The organism is Miniphocaeibacter massiliensis (genome assembly GCF_900232905.1).
GTDB classification, from domain to species: Bacteria; Bacillota; Clostridia; order Tissierellales; family Peptoniphilaceae; genus Miniphocaeibacter; species Miniphocaeibacter massiliensis.
In genome coordinates, this window is the sequence record NZ_OCTQ01000003.1 from 27,085 (window position 1) to 44,467 (window position 17,383).

Here is a 17,383-nt window from a genome sequence, read left to right on the forward strand (position 1 = left end):
CTTCCAGTGAAATATTAACAGGGAGAAAATTTCTCCCTGTTTAATATTATTTTTGTTCTCCTTTAGTAACTCTAGTTAACTTATGTGAACCAAATTTACTTACTTGAACATTTTTAACATCTTTATTAGATCCTATTAGTATTTCTTTGAAATGTTCTGGAACCCATACAGTTAATTCAATAACTCTTTCTTGAGCTTGTTTGTAATAATCTGCTCTTTCTTCATCTGTTTGAGCTGCTCTAGCTTTTTCTAAAAGTTCGTCCATCTTTGCATCTTCTAAATATGCATAGTTACCACCTTCACCTTGAGATGATGAATGTAAACAAGGGAACATAAATGTATCAGGGTCTGGTGAATCTGCTGTCCATGCTATTTCAAACATATCTTGTTGTCCATTTTTAATTAAATCATTAAATGCTGACCATTCAAGAACGTTTATACTTACTTCTATACCAACTTCAGATAATTGTTGTTTCATAGCTGTAGCCATATCAACTCTATCTTTGTTATCATTTGTAGATATTGATGTTTTTATTGGAAGTTCAACTCCTGATTCTTTCAATAAAGCTTTAGCTTTTTCTACATCTCTTTTCTTAGGTTTCATACTATCAGCTATAGAGAATTTTAAAGTTGGAGGCATTGGTCCTGTAGCTGTTTCACCAATTCCTAAAAATACTGCATTAACTATTTCATCTATATCTATTGCATATGATATAGCTTCTCTTACTTTAGGATTGTCTAATGGTGCTTTTTTAGTATTAAATCCTAAATAAGTTGTACCATAGTCTAAAGATCTGTGTAATGCTAATTTTTCATTACCTTCAACTTTAGAAACATCATTAGGTGTGATATCCATAGCTATGTCAACTCCACCTGATTCTAATTCTATAGTTCTATTAGTTGCTTCTGGAATTATTCTAAATAATAATTTTTTGTATTGAACTTTATCGCCATGATAATCTTCAAATCTTTCCATTTCCATACTATTAGCTTTTTGCCAAGAAACAAATTTAAGTGGACCAGTACCTACTGGATTTTGTTGATAGCTATCTCCAGCTTCATTTACTGCTTTTTCATTACATATAAATGCTCCTGGATGACAAAGATTTGCTAAAATCGCTGCATAAGGTGCTTTTAATTTAAATTCAACTGTACTATCATCGTTAGCTTTAACACTGTTTATGTCTATCATGTCGTATAAATGCTTAACATTTGGAGCTTCTATCGCTCTTTTTAATGAAAATACAACATCACTTGCTTTTAATTCTTCGCCGTTGTGGAATTTAACACCTTTTTTAAGTTTAAAAATATATGTTAAATCATCTGGGTGTTCCCAATCTTCTGCAAGAGCTGGAACTATTTCATCTTTTTCTTCATCCATCTCTACTAAGCCTTCATACATTTGCTTCATTGCATTACTAGATTGGTTATCATTTGAAGCAACTGGATCCAAACTAATTGCATCTCCACTAAGTGCTACAGTAAGAGTTTCTGATTTTTCAGCTGAGTCTCCTCCTCCGCCTCCACAAGCTGTTAGTGATATAGATACTAACAATAACATTGCTACTAATAAATTTCGTTTTCGCATAAAACATTCCTCCTCGTTATATTTATTTTATGAATTAATCATCATAACGTTTTCAATAATTTTCAAATGCAGAATTATATGTACTTAAAATTTAAAACTATTAAAAATTATCTTATTATCATATTGTTTGCTATTTTTTAATACTAATATTTAAATATACAAAGCTTATGATTACATTCATAAAATATAAATGAAATAAGAATCAACTAAATTACATTTATTTAAGATATTTACTATACCTATTATTCATTTCTCACGGCTTTACTAGTAATTACTTAAGATTTTTATTTAGTTAAGCTTCTTATTTAATCCTCATTTAAATTATAGCAATAAATCCTTTATTGTCAATAATATATCATTTAGCAATACGCAGTAAAAGAATTGTTAGATATTTTTAACTATACTTTCTTTATTTATGCACTAAATTAATATATTTAAATCATTTTTTATCAATTTATGAATCTTTTAATATTAAATTTTTATACAATATTTATTTAAAATAATATTTCAAAATAAAAAAAGCTGAATTACTTCAGCTTTTCATTAGGGTAATCTACTAAATTTTCTGATATTTTCACAATTAATGCAGATGCTAATTTTAAGGAATCAACTGGAATAAACTCAAACCTTCCATGATAATTATATCCTCCTGTAAATAAATTTGGAGTTGGAAGTCCCATATAAGATAATCTGGCTCCGTCAGTTCCTCCCCTTATTGGTTTTATATTAGGTGTTATTCCTATATCTTTCATTGATTTTTCTGCTAAACCAATAATTTCCATATATGGTTCTATCTTTTCTCTCATGTTGTAATAAGAATCTTTTATAGATATATCAATTCTATGCCCATATTTGTCATTTAAAAATTCAACTATATTCTCTATAAGAATTTTCTTCTCTTCAAATTTTTCTAAGGAATGATCTCTTATAATGTAGTTCATCTCTGTTTTATCTACACTACCTTTTATTCCTGTAAGTAAATAAAATCCTTCATACCTTTCTGTATATTCTGGCCTTTCATTTTTAGGCAACATATTCTCTATTTCATTAGCAATAGTTATAGAATTTACCATTATGTTTTTAGCAGTTCCTGGGTGAACATTTCTTCCTTGAATCTCTATGTGTATAGATGCTGCATTGAAATTTTCGTATTCTAATTCTCCTACAGGACCTCCATCCATTGTATATGCAAAATCTGCGTTAAATCCTGCTACATCAAAATGGTCAGCTCCTCTGCCAATCTCTTCATCAGGAGTAAATGCAACCTTTATTTCACCATGTTTTATACTTTGATTTTCTACTAAATATTTCATAGCATCTAATATTTCTGCTATTCCTGCTTTATCATCTGCTCCTAATAAAGTTGTACCATCTGTAGTTATTAGCTCTTTCCCTTTTAAATCTTCTAAAAATGGAAACTCTTCTAGTGACATTGTATATTCTTCGTTTAGTAAGATATCTCCTCCTAAATATACAAATTGTTGTGGGTTTACATTTTTACCTGATAAATCTGGTGCAGTATCCATATGAGCTATAAAACCAATTGTAGGAACTTTTTTATCAACGTTTGAAGCTAATGAACCATAAACATATCCTTTTTCGTCTAACTCAATATTTTCTAAGCCTATTTTTTTCATATCTTCAACTAGAATTTTAGCCAATTCCAATTGTTCCTTGGTACTTGGAACTGTGTCACTTGCTTCATTAGATGTAGTTTCAACTTGTACATACCTTATAAATCTTTCTACTACGTTCAAAATAACACCTCCATTAATTGTATGTTTTTATTAATATCATATTATTTTAATGCTAACATATACAATTCATATTTCCAATTTTTATATTATAAAATATATGTCATTTTAATCTGCAGTTTAAATAAATTCTTATTTATTCTTCTTTATTATATTTAGTAAAATTGATAATAGTTAATGCTATAATAGCAATTATTAATATTATCCACATTATCATAAGACCTTTACTCATGTTCTTAATAGCTATGACTAAATTAAAAAATCCTACAATTATTAAAATAAAATATAGTATTATTTTATTTCTAAAGTCTTTTTCCATATATACCTCTCAATATACACTATGTATATTTGAATTATAGCACAACGTTAATTTTATTTTTAAATAAAAAAACCTTTATTATTAATTAACAATAAAGGTTATATTTCTCTATCTAATATTTTTTTGAAAAGTGATGATATGGTTAATATTAATATAAAAAGCATTATACCAAAAATTATATTTTCACCAATTAATTTTATAGCTGAAAATGTCACTACTGAAATTAATATTAATAGAATAACAATTAAAGATACAACTTTAAATTTACTTGATTTTTTTGACTTTGTATCTTTTTCATGATTTTCTGTAAGAAATCCAACAATATCAATCCCAATATCTAGAACAAATTCTATTAAATCACTCAATTGTTTTCTCCTATAATAAATTTATGCAAGGCAAGCCGTTTCTTTGTAATATAAATATTCACCTACCAAGAATATATTACTTAATTCATTTTTATTCAACCCTCTTAAGATTATTAAATGAATTCTTAACCATTCATTTCCCTCGACATAAATCCCATTATTTTTTCTATTAAATCCTACATGGTAAATATTTCCCTTTGTTTTTAACTCAAAAGTAATAATATCTTCCTTATTTATATAATCTTTCTCATCTCCATACTTCTTAATCATGTTATCTATAACTTTTCTAGTAAATTTTTCATCACTATATAAATTTACTTCATACTTTCCTTGTAAAATTTTAATCATTTCATCTATAGTCTTAATATTTTCTTTTAATTTCCCAATGTTATTTTTAAACAAATATTCATATAAATTTATTTTATTTACTTGCTTTTTCATTTTTATCCCCTCTTTAATATATATTTTAACATTTTTTATGCTTATGAAATTCTAAAATATTTCAACAATTTCTTATAATATGAAAAGGTCTTCCAAGATTTTAATCAAGGTAGACCTTTTTTTAATGATAAATATTAATCCAAGAGTATCCTTTGTTTCCCTTTTCTTCACTAATTTTTGCAACACTGTTTTTAGAAACTGCATCAGAAGTAATAACTTCACCATTCTTTCCCATTACAGATGTTGAATGTATAAAAGGTACCTCATATTCTGAAATAATTTTGTCGTCCTTAACTTTACAATTCCAATCTTCTATCATTTTTAAAATATCAAAATCATTAAATTTATTCTTTAGTTCAATATTTTTATTAGTCACCATCCTATTTCCCTTTACTTCTTCTAAAACGATTTCTCCATTTTCTTCAATTTCTACTATAGCATCAAATACTTCATCGCCTTCTCCTACTGCCTTTACAGTCCAAATATTATTTTTATCCAAATCTTTTAAATGAAAATACTGTTCTGAAAATTTGTCCATATAATCTTTTTTAGCATCTGACAATATAGAAGTAAATTTTTCGTTTCCAAAACCTATATGTGAGAATTTAACTCCTGTATTATTAATAACTGTTAAATTATACCCTTCTGGTTTTTCACAATCAACACCATATATCAAGCAAGTTCCTGCTAATAGCCCTCCTATGACTAAGAATAATCCTATAAATTTTTTCATATCTTCCACTCCTTACAATAATATAATCTATATTAAAGATTGTTATCTTTTGTTGTTATAAGTATTGTATCAATGGAATGTTTCAATAAATCTAAGAAATTCTTACATAATTCTTACAACTATCTTACATTTTTTCAAAAATAAAAAAAAGATGCTAAAAATAACATCTTTTATACAATATAGTACATCGCTGTTGGAAGTATAGGATCTACTTTAGATTTAAAACCTATTTTTCTATAAACTGGCTCTCCCTTAGCCGTTGCATCTAAAGTAATTTTCTCTATACCCAGTTCCTTACTTTTTTCTATTAATTTTTCTATCATTTTTGAAGCTATCCCATTTCCTCTACACTCTTCCTCAGTATGAACATTTACTATGTTTGCAATCTTTCCATTAGCTGCTTCAGGGTGATATAATCTCTCTTCTAAAGTCATATATGCTGTTCCAACAATTCTATTGTTTGATTCTGCAATTATGCAAATTAAAGTATCATTAAGCTTTCTTTCTATTTGAGCTTTTAATTTTTTGTAAACCTCTTCTTTATTTTCTGGTATTTCATAACCTAAAAGTTTCAAAAATTTTATTCTATACTCAGTTAAAAATCCCGAATCTTTCACTTCCGCAATTCTAATACTATATTCCATAATACCTCCAACTTAATTTATAATTCTTTCTATTTTACTATTTATATAAATATGCGAAATAATCCATAAAAGTATAACTATTATTGCTGTAATCGTCAAAATAAAATAATTAATTTTAAGATTTATACTCCAATCTCCTACAAATTTATATACAATAAATCCCATCACTACATAAACAACAAAGATTATACCTACCATTAATAATTTTATTCTCTTTCTATTACTTGGTTGTATTTTTCTTTTTAAAATAGATCTTAGCACTAACAAAATACTCCCTGGAACAATATACAATAATATCATATATACATCAACTTGAGTACTTTTAAATATTTTTGAAAATAATAAAGCCGTTATTATAAAAGTAGCAATTCCTAAAAAACTATTATAAATTATTTCTATAATTTTATCTTTAAAATTAGATTTTTTATAATTTTCTATTACATCATCACAAAATTCTTTTATATTTACACCTATAATATCTACTGGTCTTTCTTCCCTTTCTTGACCTTCTTTTAACATATTTAAAATATCGTACATTATAATTTGCATATCTACATAAGTATTTAACTTTAATCTTAAATAAAATTCTATATCACTAGATATTTCACTATATTCTATATTTAAATTTCTTTTTAGTTGAATATTTTCACTTATAAGCTTAATATAATTAATTCCTTTATTATTGTTAAATAATTTTTCTTCTTCTTTTTTACATAGTAATTTAACGATAATAAGTAGTAACAAAACTATAATTAAAATTAATAAATACACACATATATTCACAGTTAAACTACTCCACATCCCTTCTAAATTAACAATTTTAGGCAAGTTCAAAATTATTAAATATCCTATAACGCTTAAAGTTGTCTTTTTTATTGTAAAAATACGATATAAAATTACAGCAATTACTATAACTAGTAAAAAATTATTCATTATTTTTACATTAAATATAACTAACTTTCTACTTAATCCAATATTTAAAACATAATTTTCTAACATGAACAACATGAAAATTAATATGTATTCCTTGAAAAAATATAAAGCATTAAGTTTTTTGTCTATTTGGGGAGTATCATCATAAATTTTCTTACTATATTTTTTATAATTTACTCCTAATGCAAACTCAGCCGGATTTCCTAATTCTTGATTTTCAAATAATATTTTCAATATAGAGTTTTCTGTAATTATTTTTCTTTTATTTCTTTTGTCATCAAAGTTTAGATATTTAGCTACTTTAAAATATTCATTTTTATAATCAGAATTTAACTTCACCAGTATATCGGTATTTTCTTCTTGATATTTTCTTAAGTTCATGTGCTTTCTCCCTAAAACTTGTATATTATATGCTTTTCTACTTCATCATTAATATATTTTTTTGAAATAAAATACGTTAATATAAACAATACTGCTAGGAAAATTACAATCCAAAGATTAACCGATACTATTTGATTTTTACTTCTAAAAAATATTCTAAGTCCTAAAATTACTAAAATAGCAAATATCAATCCTAAGTTTTTATACTTTCTCATTCTAGGATTTCCATACTTTTTATAAATAAATCTACCTATTAAAAACATTGTAAATAGCAAAAAATAGATTCCTATTATATCTAATCTTACTTTTACTTTATACATTAAAATACTAGTAAAATTTGTTTTTATTCCTGCAAAGGAAAAAATTATGCTCATTAATATTATAGGAGAAATATCATAAAAGAATTCAAATATTTTGTCTTTTAGACTTAGTTCCTTAGAATTTTCTAATACTTCATCACAGAAAACTTTAATATCTGCCCCAATAACTTCTTCAACTGAATATTCTCTTTTTTGATAATCAAAAAACATATTTAATATGTCGTTCATTATTATTTCCGTTCTAAATTGAGATTTTAAATTAGTTTTTAAATAATAATTTATATCATCTGCTACTGATTGATATTTTTTATCTAATTTTATTAATATCTCTTCGTTTTCTGCAACTAAATCAAAATATTTCATATTCTACCTCCTTATTTTAATTACACAATTATTTTTTATTATTTATAATTTTATCTACTATAACTGATAATTCCTCCCAGTTCTCGTAAAATACTTTCAACTGCTTTAAACCTTCGGGAGTTATTTTATAATACTTTCTTCTTGGTCCAACTTCAGACTCTCTATAATCTGCTACTATTAAACTTTTCTTTTCCAACCTCAGCAAAATCGGGTAAATTGTACCTTCAACTATATCTTCAAAACCATATCCTTTTAATTCTTCAACTATTAAATATCCATATAAATCATCCCTTGATATTATCTCTAATACACACTCTTCCAAAACACCCTTTAGCATTTGTGAAGGAACCATCTTCTCACCTCATTTCTAAACTACTTTGTATCGCTTAGTAGTTAACTATATTGTAATACCAAGTAGTTTATTTGTCAAATTCGACAATACAAAAAGCTGTTAGTTAACCTAACAGCTTTTAAATAAATACTATCATTATTAATGATATAAAATTCCATAAAGAATGAAAAACAATTGATGCTACTATATTTTTCCCTGATTTAATATATATTAACGTTAGCCATGGTGTAGTTAACAAATATGATACAATAGATATTGTAAATCCACTATGCATAAAAGAAAATAAAACACAGCTTATAATAATAGCCAATTTTATATTAATTACATTCGATAATTTTCCAATTAAGATATGCCTAAATACTATTTCTTCTATTATTGGTGCTAACAATACTATTGAAATAGATTCCACTATTGGAAAATTATTAAACATATCCTCTACTAGTAGTTGATTCTCAGACTTTGGAACTAAAATAAAAGAATTTATTAATATATCTGTTAAAAATCCAATAATTAATGCTATTAATATTATTCTTAAAGTTTTCTTCCAGTCAGATATAAAGTTACTATAACAATATTTTATATCCTGCTTATACCATATTAATCCTAAAATAGTTAATATTATGAAGCTAATGCTTGACATTAAAAATAATCCCGTACTAATTGATAAATTTAGTGTATTTATCAGTATAGCTGTTGGAATCAGCAAAATTAATTCTAATCCTATAAAGTAAAGCACTAAATAAATAACATCTTTAATACTTATTTTGTTTTCTAATTTTAAATTATTTTTTTCTATCATAAAATTATCTCTATTATTTCAACTTATAGTACAATTAAATATTTTTGTATAGTCATGCCTTCAAATCTGAGTTCTTCTATTAATTTTCCACCATTTTCTACAATTGCCTTTACAGAAGCAATATTATCTTTATCACATGTAATTAACGCTTCATCATTTCCTTTATCTTTAAATTTTTCTAACGCAAACTTAAGTATTTTTTTAGAATATCCCTTTTGACGTTCAGATCTTCTTACACTGTAAACTATATTTCCATTTAAGTTTTCTGGATTATCTTTTAATCTATATCTTAAATTAGCCATTCCAATTAATTTGTCGTCACTTTCTCTTATTGCTAAAAATGTTCTATTTGGTACAAAATCTCTGTCATAGCTTTCCTCACTAGACATAAGCTCGTTGTTTTTTATCCACTCTTCTATATCTTTAAACTCGTGAAGTTTGCCAGACCCCTCAATAAAGTATAAATTTTCATCAAAAAATTCTTTTTTGTATTCTTCTATTTGTTCTTTATATCTTATAGTAGGCCTAACTAATTTAATATCTTCATTTAGTTCTAAATCTATCCAATACCTTTTTCTATGTGTATTTCCATAGGCTATTCTATTTTCAAGTACTCCACCATTATTTTCTATTACTTTAGCAGAATATATATTGTTTTCATCGCAAGTAACAAGAAGTCTGTCAAATTTCTCTCTTTTACATAAAATTATAGCTTCCTTTAAAAGTTCTGTCCCATATCCATGATTTCTTTCAGATGGTAAAATGCTATAACCAATATGTCCATCATATTTAAGTAAGTTCTCATTAAGTCGTTTTCTAATATTTATCATACCAACTAACTTATCTTCCTTATTTATCGCTAAATATGTTGTACCTGGTACAAATCCTTCTGGACAAGTTTCCTCATTTTTCAATTCTTCCATATATTTTAACCATTCATTCAAATTACTAAAATTTTCTAGATTTGAACTACCATGTATAAATCCATCTGCTTGTAGTACTCTTTCTTTATAATCAAAAATTTTTTCTTCATATTCTAAACTTGGCTCTACAAGTCTTATCTTTCTATCATCATCTAATACCCTTGGGTCATAAAAACCTTGGAATTTACTATCTTTATCCACTTCAAGTTCTATAATTTCACAGTTATCTATTTGAGTTTTATATTTCAACTGCTTTATTACTCCTGCATGAGTAACTACTGTAATTTTGTCATATTTCAAATATTTCTTTATAACATTTAAAGCCCTCTCAGTAATATCTTTAAAATCTTCCCAATAAAACTCACAATCTTCTGTATGTACACCTTTATGGATAATAGCTTCTCTTAAAATTCTCCCCATTAGTTCTTTATATTTTATAGAATTATCGTCCTCTATTATCCATTCATGTAAATCAGTTTCAACTTTTATATCTATATTTCTATTTTTTGCTATTATCGCTGCCGTTTCTAAAGCTCTAGTAAAAGGAGATGTAATAACTATTTCGGCTCCTTCAAGTCTAATGTCGTTACTTACATTTTCTGCTTGTTTCCTTCCCTTTTCAGAAAGAGGAGCAATTTCTTTTCCTATTCTAGCAACTGAATAATCCTTTAAATTACTATAATCAGCCTCTCCATGTCTAATTAAAACTACCTTCATCTATACTCTCTCCTAACTAAATAAATTCCATGCTTTTTAACCCAAATATAAAATACTTTATCTATGTTTTTGTAAATATTGAATAAGTTTAGCAATTTTATAGAAAATAAAACTTTGTTAAAATTTTTAGTTTTCTTCTTATGAAATATCTAAACATCTATATTATTATAAGTATATCTAAATAATAAATTATTTGAAACAATTATCTAATAATTTTACAACTTGCTTGTTGCTGTCTAATTCTATATTTGTACCTATTGGCATAGTTAACATAGGATGAGTGTGGCAGCAGTCAAATTCTGCTAAAATAGGAATATCTGTTTCTCTTATAACTTCCATTAGAATTTCGTAAGGTTTTCTACTCGTCCCAAGGTCATCAAATAACTCATGCTTACCTAAAATAATTCCTCCTATTTTTTCAAAAACTCCATTTATTTTTAATAGTGAAAAACTTCTTTCTATAACCGATGCGTCTTTTAACGAGTCTTCTAATAATAAAATATCCCCCTGATTAATTTCTGGCATATATTCACTTCCCCAAATGCCTTCCAAAGTGTTTAAATTTCCACCAATAAGTCTTCCTTTTGCTACTCCCTTATTTACAGTAATTAAACTATTTTCTATTTTTTCTTTACTTCTATTTTGTTTAGCCCAGTCTATAAATTCATCTGTCCAAAAATCTGGCTTAGAGAAAGTGTAAGGAATACTAGTTTTATCTATTAAAATCTCTGAAAAGTACTTATATGTTAAATCTACAAATGGGGAAAGTTCTCCAAATGAAGCTACTAAGGCAGGACCATAAAAGGTATTAATACCTGTCTTTGCATAAATAGCTAGTAATATAGCCGTTACATCTGAGTATCCTACTATAATTTTAGGATTTTCTTTAAATGCATCATAGTCAATGTATGGCAAAATAGAGTTTGAATTCATCCCTCCAATACTTGACATTATAAATTTAATTTCAGGATTTCTTATTAACTCATTTAATTCTTCAGCTCTTTCCTCAATGCTACCTGAACGGTAATAGTCATGTTTATTAGAGAGTTTACCTTCAACAACTTTAAACCCCTTATTTTCTAAAAATTCTTTTCCTCTCTTATATCTTTTCGGATTTTTATATATTCCTGGATTAGAAGGAGAAAAAATACCAATACTATCTCCTATTTTAAGCTTTTCTAATTTCATTTTTTCTCCTTTATTGTAGTTTTCTGTCAATTATACCATAACTATATAAAATTTCCGAAATAAAAAAGAGTTCTTAAGTTAAGAACTCTTTTTGTTATTTATCTTTTCAAGATAAACTATATTCATGTTTTCATTTATGAATTTCTCTTTACCAGTTTCCAAATACCCTAAACTTTTATAAAATTTTACTAATTTATTTTCTTCTTTGATAGTATCCAATTCCCAATGTTCAATACTATTATATAAACTTTCTATTTTTAATAAAATTTGTTTTCCTATCCCTTTGTTTTGATATTTTGGTAGTACAAACATAGGAGCTATTCGTCCTATTCTATTATCTGTTACAATTCGTACTCCACCAACTAGTTCATTTCTTAAATAAATTAAATATAAATAATTATTATTTCTACTTAATTTATTTATTAATCCCTCTAAAGATTCTTTGTATGGATTACCATCATCGTTATACTTATTGTATAAATCTTTAAAACAAATTTTCTGAATTTTATAAAATTCACTTATGTTTTCTTTATTTACATTTACAAATTCTACTAAACTATTCACTTATAATCACCTTTGTGCTCGTTATTTTATCATATAATATGAAATCCTTCTTTCTTATTAATGTCAGCAGTAGAGATACTACAAAAATTAAAAATACCATACTTCCTAGCATATTAACTACATCTTTTATAATAATTAATTTATCATTTTTAGTATTTTCAAGGAATTTAAAAATCTCATCATATCTAAATACAAACAATAGTGTTAAATTTCTAATTATTATTCTAATGTTTTTTACTTTATCATTACTATTTGAATTTACTAATTGAATTTTTAAAATTTTCATTCCTAATGTATTTCCTTGGTGAGTAATAGGTACAATAATAAAGAAGAAAATATACACTGCCATATTCATAGTATAATCTAACGCAAAAATATTTCCTTTTATTCCTAAAATATATCTTAAAAATAAATATGTGGTTAAAACAACTCCAAAATAAACTATTCCTGTAATTATAAAATCTACAAATAAAGATAAACCTCGTCTAATTACTCCTGCTCGTTTACCTTCGCAAATTCTTTTTTGCTCTTTGTCTGTATTTGGTAGTAATTTCTCTATTATTGGTGTAACTAAATACCCCAAACCTGCTCCAAATGTATTTACAATAACGTCATCTATATCAGCGTATCTGTATGCTTTTGGATAAATGCCATACAGTCCTGTATACTGAGTTATCTCATAGAAACAACTTAATAAACACCCAAATAATAAAGTTTTACAAAATGATACTTTAAAATACTTTCTCAAATATATTCCAAATGGAACTGTTAATAAAACATTAAATGCCACAGTGTAAAAACTTGATGATTTTAAAGAAGCAAGCCATGTACTAGTATTTGTTAAACTAAAATTTGTCCTTTCTAAAAAGGTTTCAACAAACAAAAATGGTTTGAAGTTCGGCACTATTGTAGGCATCTTTGTAACTTCTTCAATATCTGGTAAAGGTAAAATAGTCATGAACCAAGCCGTTATCATATATATAATAAACGAAAATAAAACTACACTTCTTCTTACCATAATCCCATTGTACTTTCTATACTGGTATATCATTACTGGCACTAGTATTAAATATATAATAATTAAAGATATTAAAATCCCAGAAATTATTGGTGTTTCATATACTTTCATCTTCATCATCCTTCTAAAAATTTTACCTAGTCTATTATAACAGTTCTTATTTGAAAATCAGTCAACTTTAAAAATTAATTAGTTGACTATCGTTTATTATATTGCTATACTTATAAAAATTGGAGGAAGGAAATGAACTTATCTATAAATAAACTAAAAACTAAAGACTTAACTTTTATATCCATTTTTATTGCAATTATAACCATTTGTTCTTGGATATCAATACCCATAACTATACCTTTTACATTACAAACTTTTGCTGTCTTTGTAACTGTTGATTTACTTGGTACAAAAAGAGGATTTTTAGCTATATTATTATATATTTTGTTGGGAATTATTGGTCTTCCAGTATTTTCAAATTTCAAAGGTGGGGTAAGTAGTATTATTGGACCTACTGGAGGATATATTCTAGGATTTTTATTTACAGCCATTGTTATGGGAATTTTAATAGAGATACTACCTAAAAGAAATATATCTTTAATTTTCTCTATGGTGCTTTCTTTATTGGTTTGTTATGTTTTTGGAACTATGTGGTTTATGTTTTTTTACACTAAGTCTTCTGGCTCTATTACTATTTTTAAAGCTTTATCCCTCTGTGTTTTTCCTTTCATTATTCCAGATTTCGTAAAGATAGGTCTTGCAAGTATAATAATAATAAAATTAAAAAATAAAATTAATTTATAAGGAGTATATTTTGTCAGTTAAAGAAGATGTTCTTTTATTTTTAGAAAATAACAAAGGTAATTATATATCTGGTTCAGATATTTCCATAAAATTAAACGTTAGTAGAAACGCTGTTTGGAAAGCCATAAATTCCTTAAAACTTGAAGGTTATGAAATAGATTCTGTAAAAAACAGGGGATATATGCTTTCAGAAAATAATTTTATTCTTTCTAGTCAAAGTATAAAAAAATATTTAAAAGTTCCTAATTTGGAAGTAGAAGTTTTCAAAACAATAGATTCCACAAACTCCTACTTAAAGAAAAAAGCTGAAAATGGAGCTACAGAAGGAAGTGTTGTAATTTCTGAAGAGCAAACTAAAGGAAGAGGTAGGTTGGGTAAGTCTTTTTATTCTCCTTCTGACTCTGGAATTTATTTAAGTATTTTGTTAAAACCAAAGTTACACGCTATGAAAGCATTATATATTACTACTTGTGCGGCTGTTGCCATTTCTCAAGCTATAGATACTATTTCAAATAGTTCTTCTACAATAAAATGGGTTAATGACATTTTTATAGACAATAGAAAAGTTTGTGGAATACTTACAGAAGCATCTTTCGATTTAGAAGGTGGCGGAATAAACTATGCTATTTTAGGTATTGGACTTAATTTGACAATGCCTTCAAATGGTTTTCCAAGCGATATTAAAAATATAGCTGGAACTATTTTTAATGAAAAAAACTTGATTAATGACTATAAAAATAAGATTATAGCAAAAATATTGAATAATTTTTTCTATTACTACCCTAATATAGAAAAAAAAGAATTTTTAGAGGAATACAGAAATAGATCTTTAATTTTAAATAAAGAAATCTATTTACTTAGAGGAGATTCTAAAGAAGAAGCTCTGGCTCTAGACATTGACGATGAATTTAGGTTAAAAGTCAAAAAGAAAGATGATACTATAGAGTACATCTCTTCTGGAGAAGTTAGCATAAGAAAAAAGTCAGACTATATTTAACATAGTCTGACTTTTAATATATAAATTGTTTTATTTTTTCTCCATCTTCATATCCCATTTGGTACAACTTATCTAATTCTTCTTTCTTTTTACTTAAAGTATCCACTCCAAAATTATCCGATGGTCCTAAAACCAATACTTTATTTTTATATAATTCCCCTTCTAACAGCTCTTCTAAAATTTTATTGTATTTATCTGCTCTGTTATAAATTGCTTCTATCATCTTAGGATATTTCTTTAAAAATACTTTCGATAATTTATCTGATTTTCTTAAATATTTTCTAAAGTTCTTTGGTCTTGATAAAACTATTACAACTTTATCACAACCATCTTCAAAAGCTTTTTTTACTGGAATAGGATCTGCTATTCCTCCATCATAATATCTCTTTCCTTCTCTTTCAAATGGTTTGCTTACTATTGGAATTGTACTAGAAGCTTTAAATAACCAATAGTCATTTCTACTCATATCTTTTTGATTAAAGTATTCTGGTTTTCCAGAAGCTGCTTCTGTCGCAACTACATTTAAATCAGTAGATGATATTTCTAAAATATCGTAGTCTAAAGGATTTTCTCCACCCTCATTGGATAAAACTGAGTAAGGGTAATCTAAATTACAGTATTCTCCATTTTTAAGAAAATTTCTAGTGCTCATATATTCTTTTCTAAATGTATAATCTGTATAAAAAATATAATTTCTTCCTCTTTGTCTAGCAGTATAGGTTCCTAAATTCCCACTTCCTGCTGAAACTCCTAATGCATAATCAAAGTATATTTCATTATCTAAACAATAATCTAAAATTCCAGCGCTGTAAATTGCTTTCATTCCTCCACCGACATCTATTATTCCTATCATTTTAAACTCCAAGTAATTAAAAATTTTTATGTATTATATTATATATGAATTTTTATGAAATAACCATTTTAAAATAAAAAAAGGCATATTTATGCCTTTTTCCTATTTTTGAGCTTCTGACAAAACTATTTCATATACTTCTACCCATCTTACTTCATCTAATATATTTTCTTTTAATTTTCTATCTGCACCTTTTAATAAACCTAAAGTATTAGAATCGCCATTTATAAGTCCTATGGCATATTCATTTAATTTCGGAAAAACTTCTTTAAAAATTATTACTTCGTCTGGCTCTGCCGTTGCTAAATAATTAATTGTAATATTTTTTATTTCCTCTGGTTCTACTGTCATTTGTGCTAACTCAGAAATCCACTCATCTGCTAAAGATACAAGCTCTATTTCATTTTCAACTCTATCTGTTTCTGTATCTCCCACATCTTTTAAAAGCTCCTCAAAGTGTTTTTTATCCTTATCTGTCATTCCCGTTTGTTCTTCTTGATTAACATCTTTAGGTTTCTCTTTAGAATCTTCTTTTCCACTACAAGCTACTAATGCTAAAGCTAAAATAATTATAATTCCAAGAATTTTGAATTTTTTCATAATTCACCTCTTTATACTTAAATACATTAATTTACTACTTCTTCTATTCTATCAGATACTTATACGTTTGACTAAAAAAATTTACCGTGATAACATATAAATTCAATTGAATATCTGAGGGGAGATTTTATGAATTTTTTTGGGATACTTTTATTAGGGGTTGGAGTATCAGCCGATGCATTTGCTGTAGCAATTTGTAAAGGTTTAAATTTAAGGAAATTCTCAATGAAAATCGCAACTATTGTTGCATTGTTCTTTGGTGGATTTCAAGCATTAATGACTTTTTTAGGTTGGGCTTTAGGAACTCAATTTAGTCATTTAATAAAAAGTGTAGACCATTGGATAGCTTTCATTCTACTTGGAATTATAGGTGGAAAAATGCTGTATGAAGCACTGCAACCTACAGATTCACTTTGTAGTATTGAAGAAGAAGAATTAGATTTTAAAGAACTATTTATGCTTTCTATTGCAACAAGCATAGATGCTTTAGCTGTTGGAATATCTTTAGCTTTTATTGGAGTTAATATTGTAATTTCTTCAGCAGTTATTGGAATAACAACTTTCTTATTTTCTTTTGTAGCTGTTTATATAGGCTTCAAATTTGGATGTAAATTCCAAAAGAAAGCAGAAATTACAGGAGGGATTATTCTTATATTAATAGGAGCTAAAATACTATTAGAACACACGGGAATTATTGCATAATAGCTAGTGTAAACTAGCTATTTTTTATTGTCTT

The 17,383-nt window shown here is 26.3% G+C and carries 20 protein-coding genes; 3 read left to right on the top strand and 17 right to left on the bottom strand.

The window, feature by feature from the left end:
- Nucleotides 1-46: 46 nt before the first annotated feature.
- The 15 genes from CS899_RS06345 to CS899_RS06415 form a co-directional block, all read right to left on the bottom strand.
- Nucleotides 47-1,588: an ABC transporter substrate-binding protein gene (locus CS899_RS06345; protein ID WP_100065343.1), complete on the bottom strand. Its 1,542-nt coding sequence runs from the start codon at nt 1,586-1,588 to the stop codon at nt 47-49.
- A 527-nt stretch (nt 1,589-2,115) separates the two neighbouring features.
- On the bottom strand, nt 2,116-3,348 hold the full coding sequence (gene pepT / locus CS899_RS06350) for a peptidase T (RefSeq protein ID WP_100065344.1): 1,233 nt from the start codon (nt 3,346-3,348) through the stop codon (nt 2,116-2,118).
- 130 nt (nt 3,349-3,478) lie between these two features.
- Nucleotides 3,479-3,661 carry a hypothetical protein gene (locus CS899_RS06355; protein ID WP_100065345.1) on the bottom strand — a complete coding sequence of 61 codons (183 nt, stop codon included), beginning with the start codon at nt 3,659-3,661 and terminating at the stop codon, nt 3,479-3,481.
- Nucleotides 3,662-3,759: 98 nt separating this feature from the next.
- A complete protein-coding gene (locus CS899_RS06360; protein ID WP_100065346.1) occupies nt 3,760-4,026 on the bottom strand; it encodes a hypothetical protein in 267 nt (88 codons plus the stop codon).
- Nucleotides 4,027-4,047: 21 nt separating this feature from the next.
- A complete protein-coding gene (locus tag CS899_RS06365) occupies nt 4,048-4,467 on the bottom strand; it encodes a hypothetical protein (protein WP_100065347.1) in 420 nt (139 codons plus the stop codon).
- 121 nt (nt 4,468-4,588) lie between these two features.
- On the bottom strand, nt 4,589-5,200 hold the full coding sequence (locus tag CS899_RS06370) for a hypothetical protein (protein ID WP_100065348.1): 612 nt from the start codon (nt 5,198-5,200) through the stop codon (nt 4,589-4,591).
- 170 nt (nt 5,201-5,370) lie between these two features.
- Nucleotides 5,371-5,844, bottom strand: a complete 474-nt coding sequence (locus tag CS899_RS06375; RefSeq protein WP_100065349.1) for a GNAT family N-acetyltransferase — start codon at nt 5,842-5,844, stop codon at nt 5,371-5,373.
- 12 nt (nt 5,845-5,856) lie between these two features.
- The gene (locus CS899_RS06380) at nt 5,857-7,158 is read right to left on the bottom strand and encodes a DUF1048 domain-containing protein (protein ID WP_100065350.1); all 1,302 of its coding nucleotides are present in this window, start codon (nt 7,156-7,158) and stop codon (nt 5,857-5,859) included.
- Between the two features lie 11 nt (nt 7,159-7,169).
- Nucleotides 7,170-7,841, bottom strand: a complete 672-nt coding sequence (locus CS899_RS06385; RefSeq protein WP_100065351.1) for a DUF1048 domain-containing protein — start codon at nt 7,839-7,841, stop codon at nt 7,170-7,172.
- A 28-nt stretch (nt 7,842-7,869) separates the two neighbouring features.
- Nucleotides 7,870-8,193, bottom strand: coding sequence for a PadR family transcriptional regulator (locus tag CS899_RS06390; protein WP_100065352.1), 324 nt, complete (start codon nt 8,191-8,193; stop codon nt 7,870-7,872).
- Between the two features lie 118 nt (nt 8,194-8,311).
- Nucleotides 8,312-8,992, bottom strand: coding sequence for a CPBP family intramembrane glutamic endopeptidase (locus CS899_RS06395; protein ID WP_100065353.1), 681 nt, complete (start codon nt 8,990-8,992; stop codon nt 8,312-8,314).
- A gap of 23 nt (nt 8,993-9,015) precedes the next feature.
- Complete coding sequence (locus tag CS899_RS06400) at nt 9,016-10,632, bottom strand: GNAT family N-acetyltransferase (protein ID WP_100065354.1); 1,617 nt, start codon at nt 10,630-10,632, stop codon at nt 9,016-9,018.
- A 189-nt stretch (nt 10,633-10,821) separates the two neighbouring features.
- A complete protein-coding gene (locus CS899_RS06405; RefSeq protein WP_100065355.1) occupies nt 10,822-11,820 on the bottom strand; it encodes a S66 family peptidase in 999 nt (332 codons plus the stop codon).
- 78 nt (nt 11,821-11,898) lie between these two features.
- Nucleotides 11,899-12,384 carry a GNAT family N-acetyltransferase gene (locus tag CS899_RS06410; protein ID WP_100065356.1) on the bottom strand — a complete coding sequence of 162 codons (486 nt, stop codon included), beginning with the start codon at nt 12,382-12,384 and terminating at the stop codon, nt 11,899-11,901.
- Complete coding sequence (locus tag CS899_RS06415; RefSeq protein WP_164995875.1) at nt 12,377-13,513, bottom strand: VanZ family protein; 1,137 nt, start codon at nt 13,511-13,513, stop codon at nt 12,377-12,379. Before CS899_RS06415 ends, CS899_RS06410 begins: the two co-directional genes overlap by 8 nt.
- Before the next feature lie 132 nt (nt 13,514-13,645).
- Between CS899_RS06415 and CS899_RS06420 the strand changes: the two genes are divergently transcribed.
- Nucleotides 13,646-14,197 (top strand): biotin transporter BioY, encoded by a 552-nt coding sequence (locus CS899_RS06420; protein ID WP_100065358.1) that lies wholly within the window; start codon nt 13,646-13,648, stop codon nt 14,195-14,197.
- Between the two features lie 10 nt (nt 14,198-14,207).
- Nucleotides 14,208-15,194, top strand: coding sequence for a biotin--[acetyl-CoA-carboxylase] ligase (locus tag CS899_RS06425; protein WP_100065359.1), 987 nt, complete (start codon nt 14,208-14,210; stop codon nt 15,192-15,194).
- A gap of 13 nt (nt 15,195-15,207) precedes the next feature.
- On the opposite strand, the gene CS899_RS06430 is transcribed toward CS899_RS06425, so the two are convergent.
- Both CS899_RS06430 and CS899_RS06435 read right to left on the bottom strand, forming a co-directional pair.
- Nucleotides 15,208-16,047 carry a patatin-like phospholipase family protein gene (locus CS899_RS06430; protein WP_100065360.1) on the bottom strand — a complete coding sequence of 280 codons (840 nt, stop codon included), beginning with the start codon at nt 16,045-16,047 and terminating at the stop codon, nt 15,208-15,210.
- Nucleotides 16,048-16,149: 102 nt separating this feature from the next.
- Entirely contained in the window at nt 16,150-16,647 is a 498-nt protein-coding gene (locus tag CS899_RS06435; protein ID WP_100065361.1) for a hypothetical protein, read from the bottom strand.
- A 129-nt stretch (nt 16,648-16,776) separates the two neighbouring features.
- On the opposite strand from CS899_RS06435, the gene CS899_RS06440 reads away from it, so the two are divergent.
- Nucleotides 16,777-17,349 (top strand): manganese efflux pump MntP, encoded by a 573-nt coding sequence (locus CS899_RS06440; RefSeq protein WP_100065362.1) that lies wholly within the window; start codon nt 16,777-16,779, stop codon nt 17,347-17,349.
- The last annotated feature ends 34 nt before the right edge of the window (nt 17,350-17,383 follow it).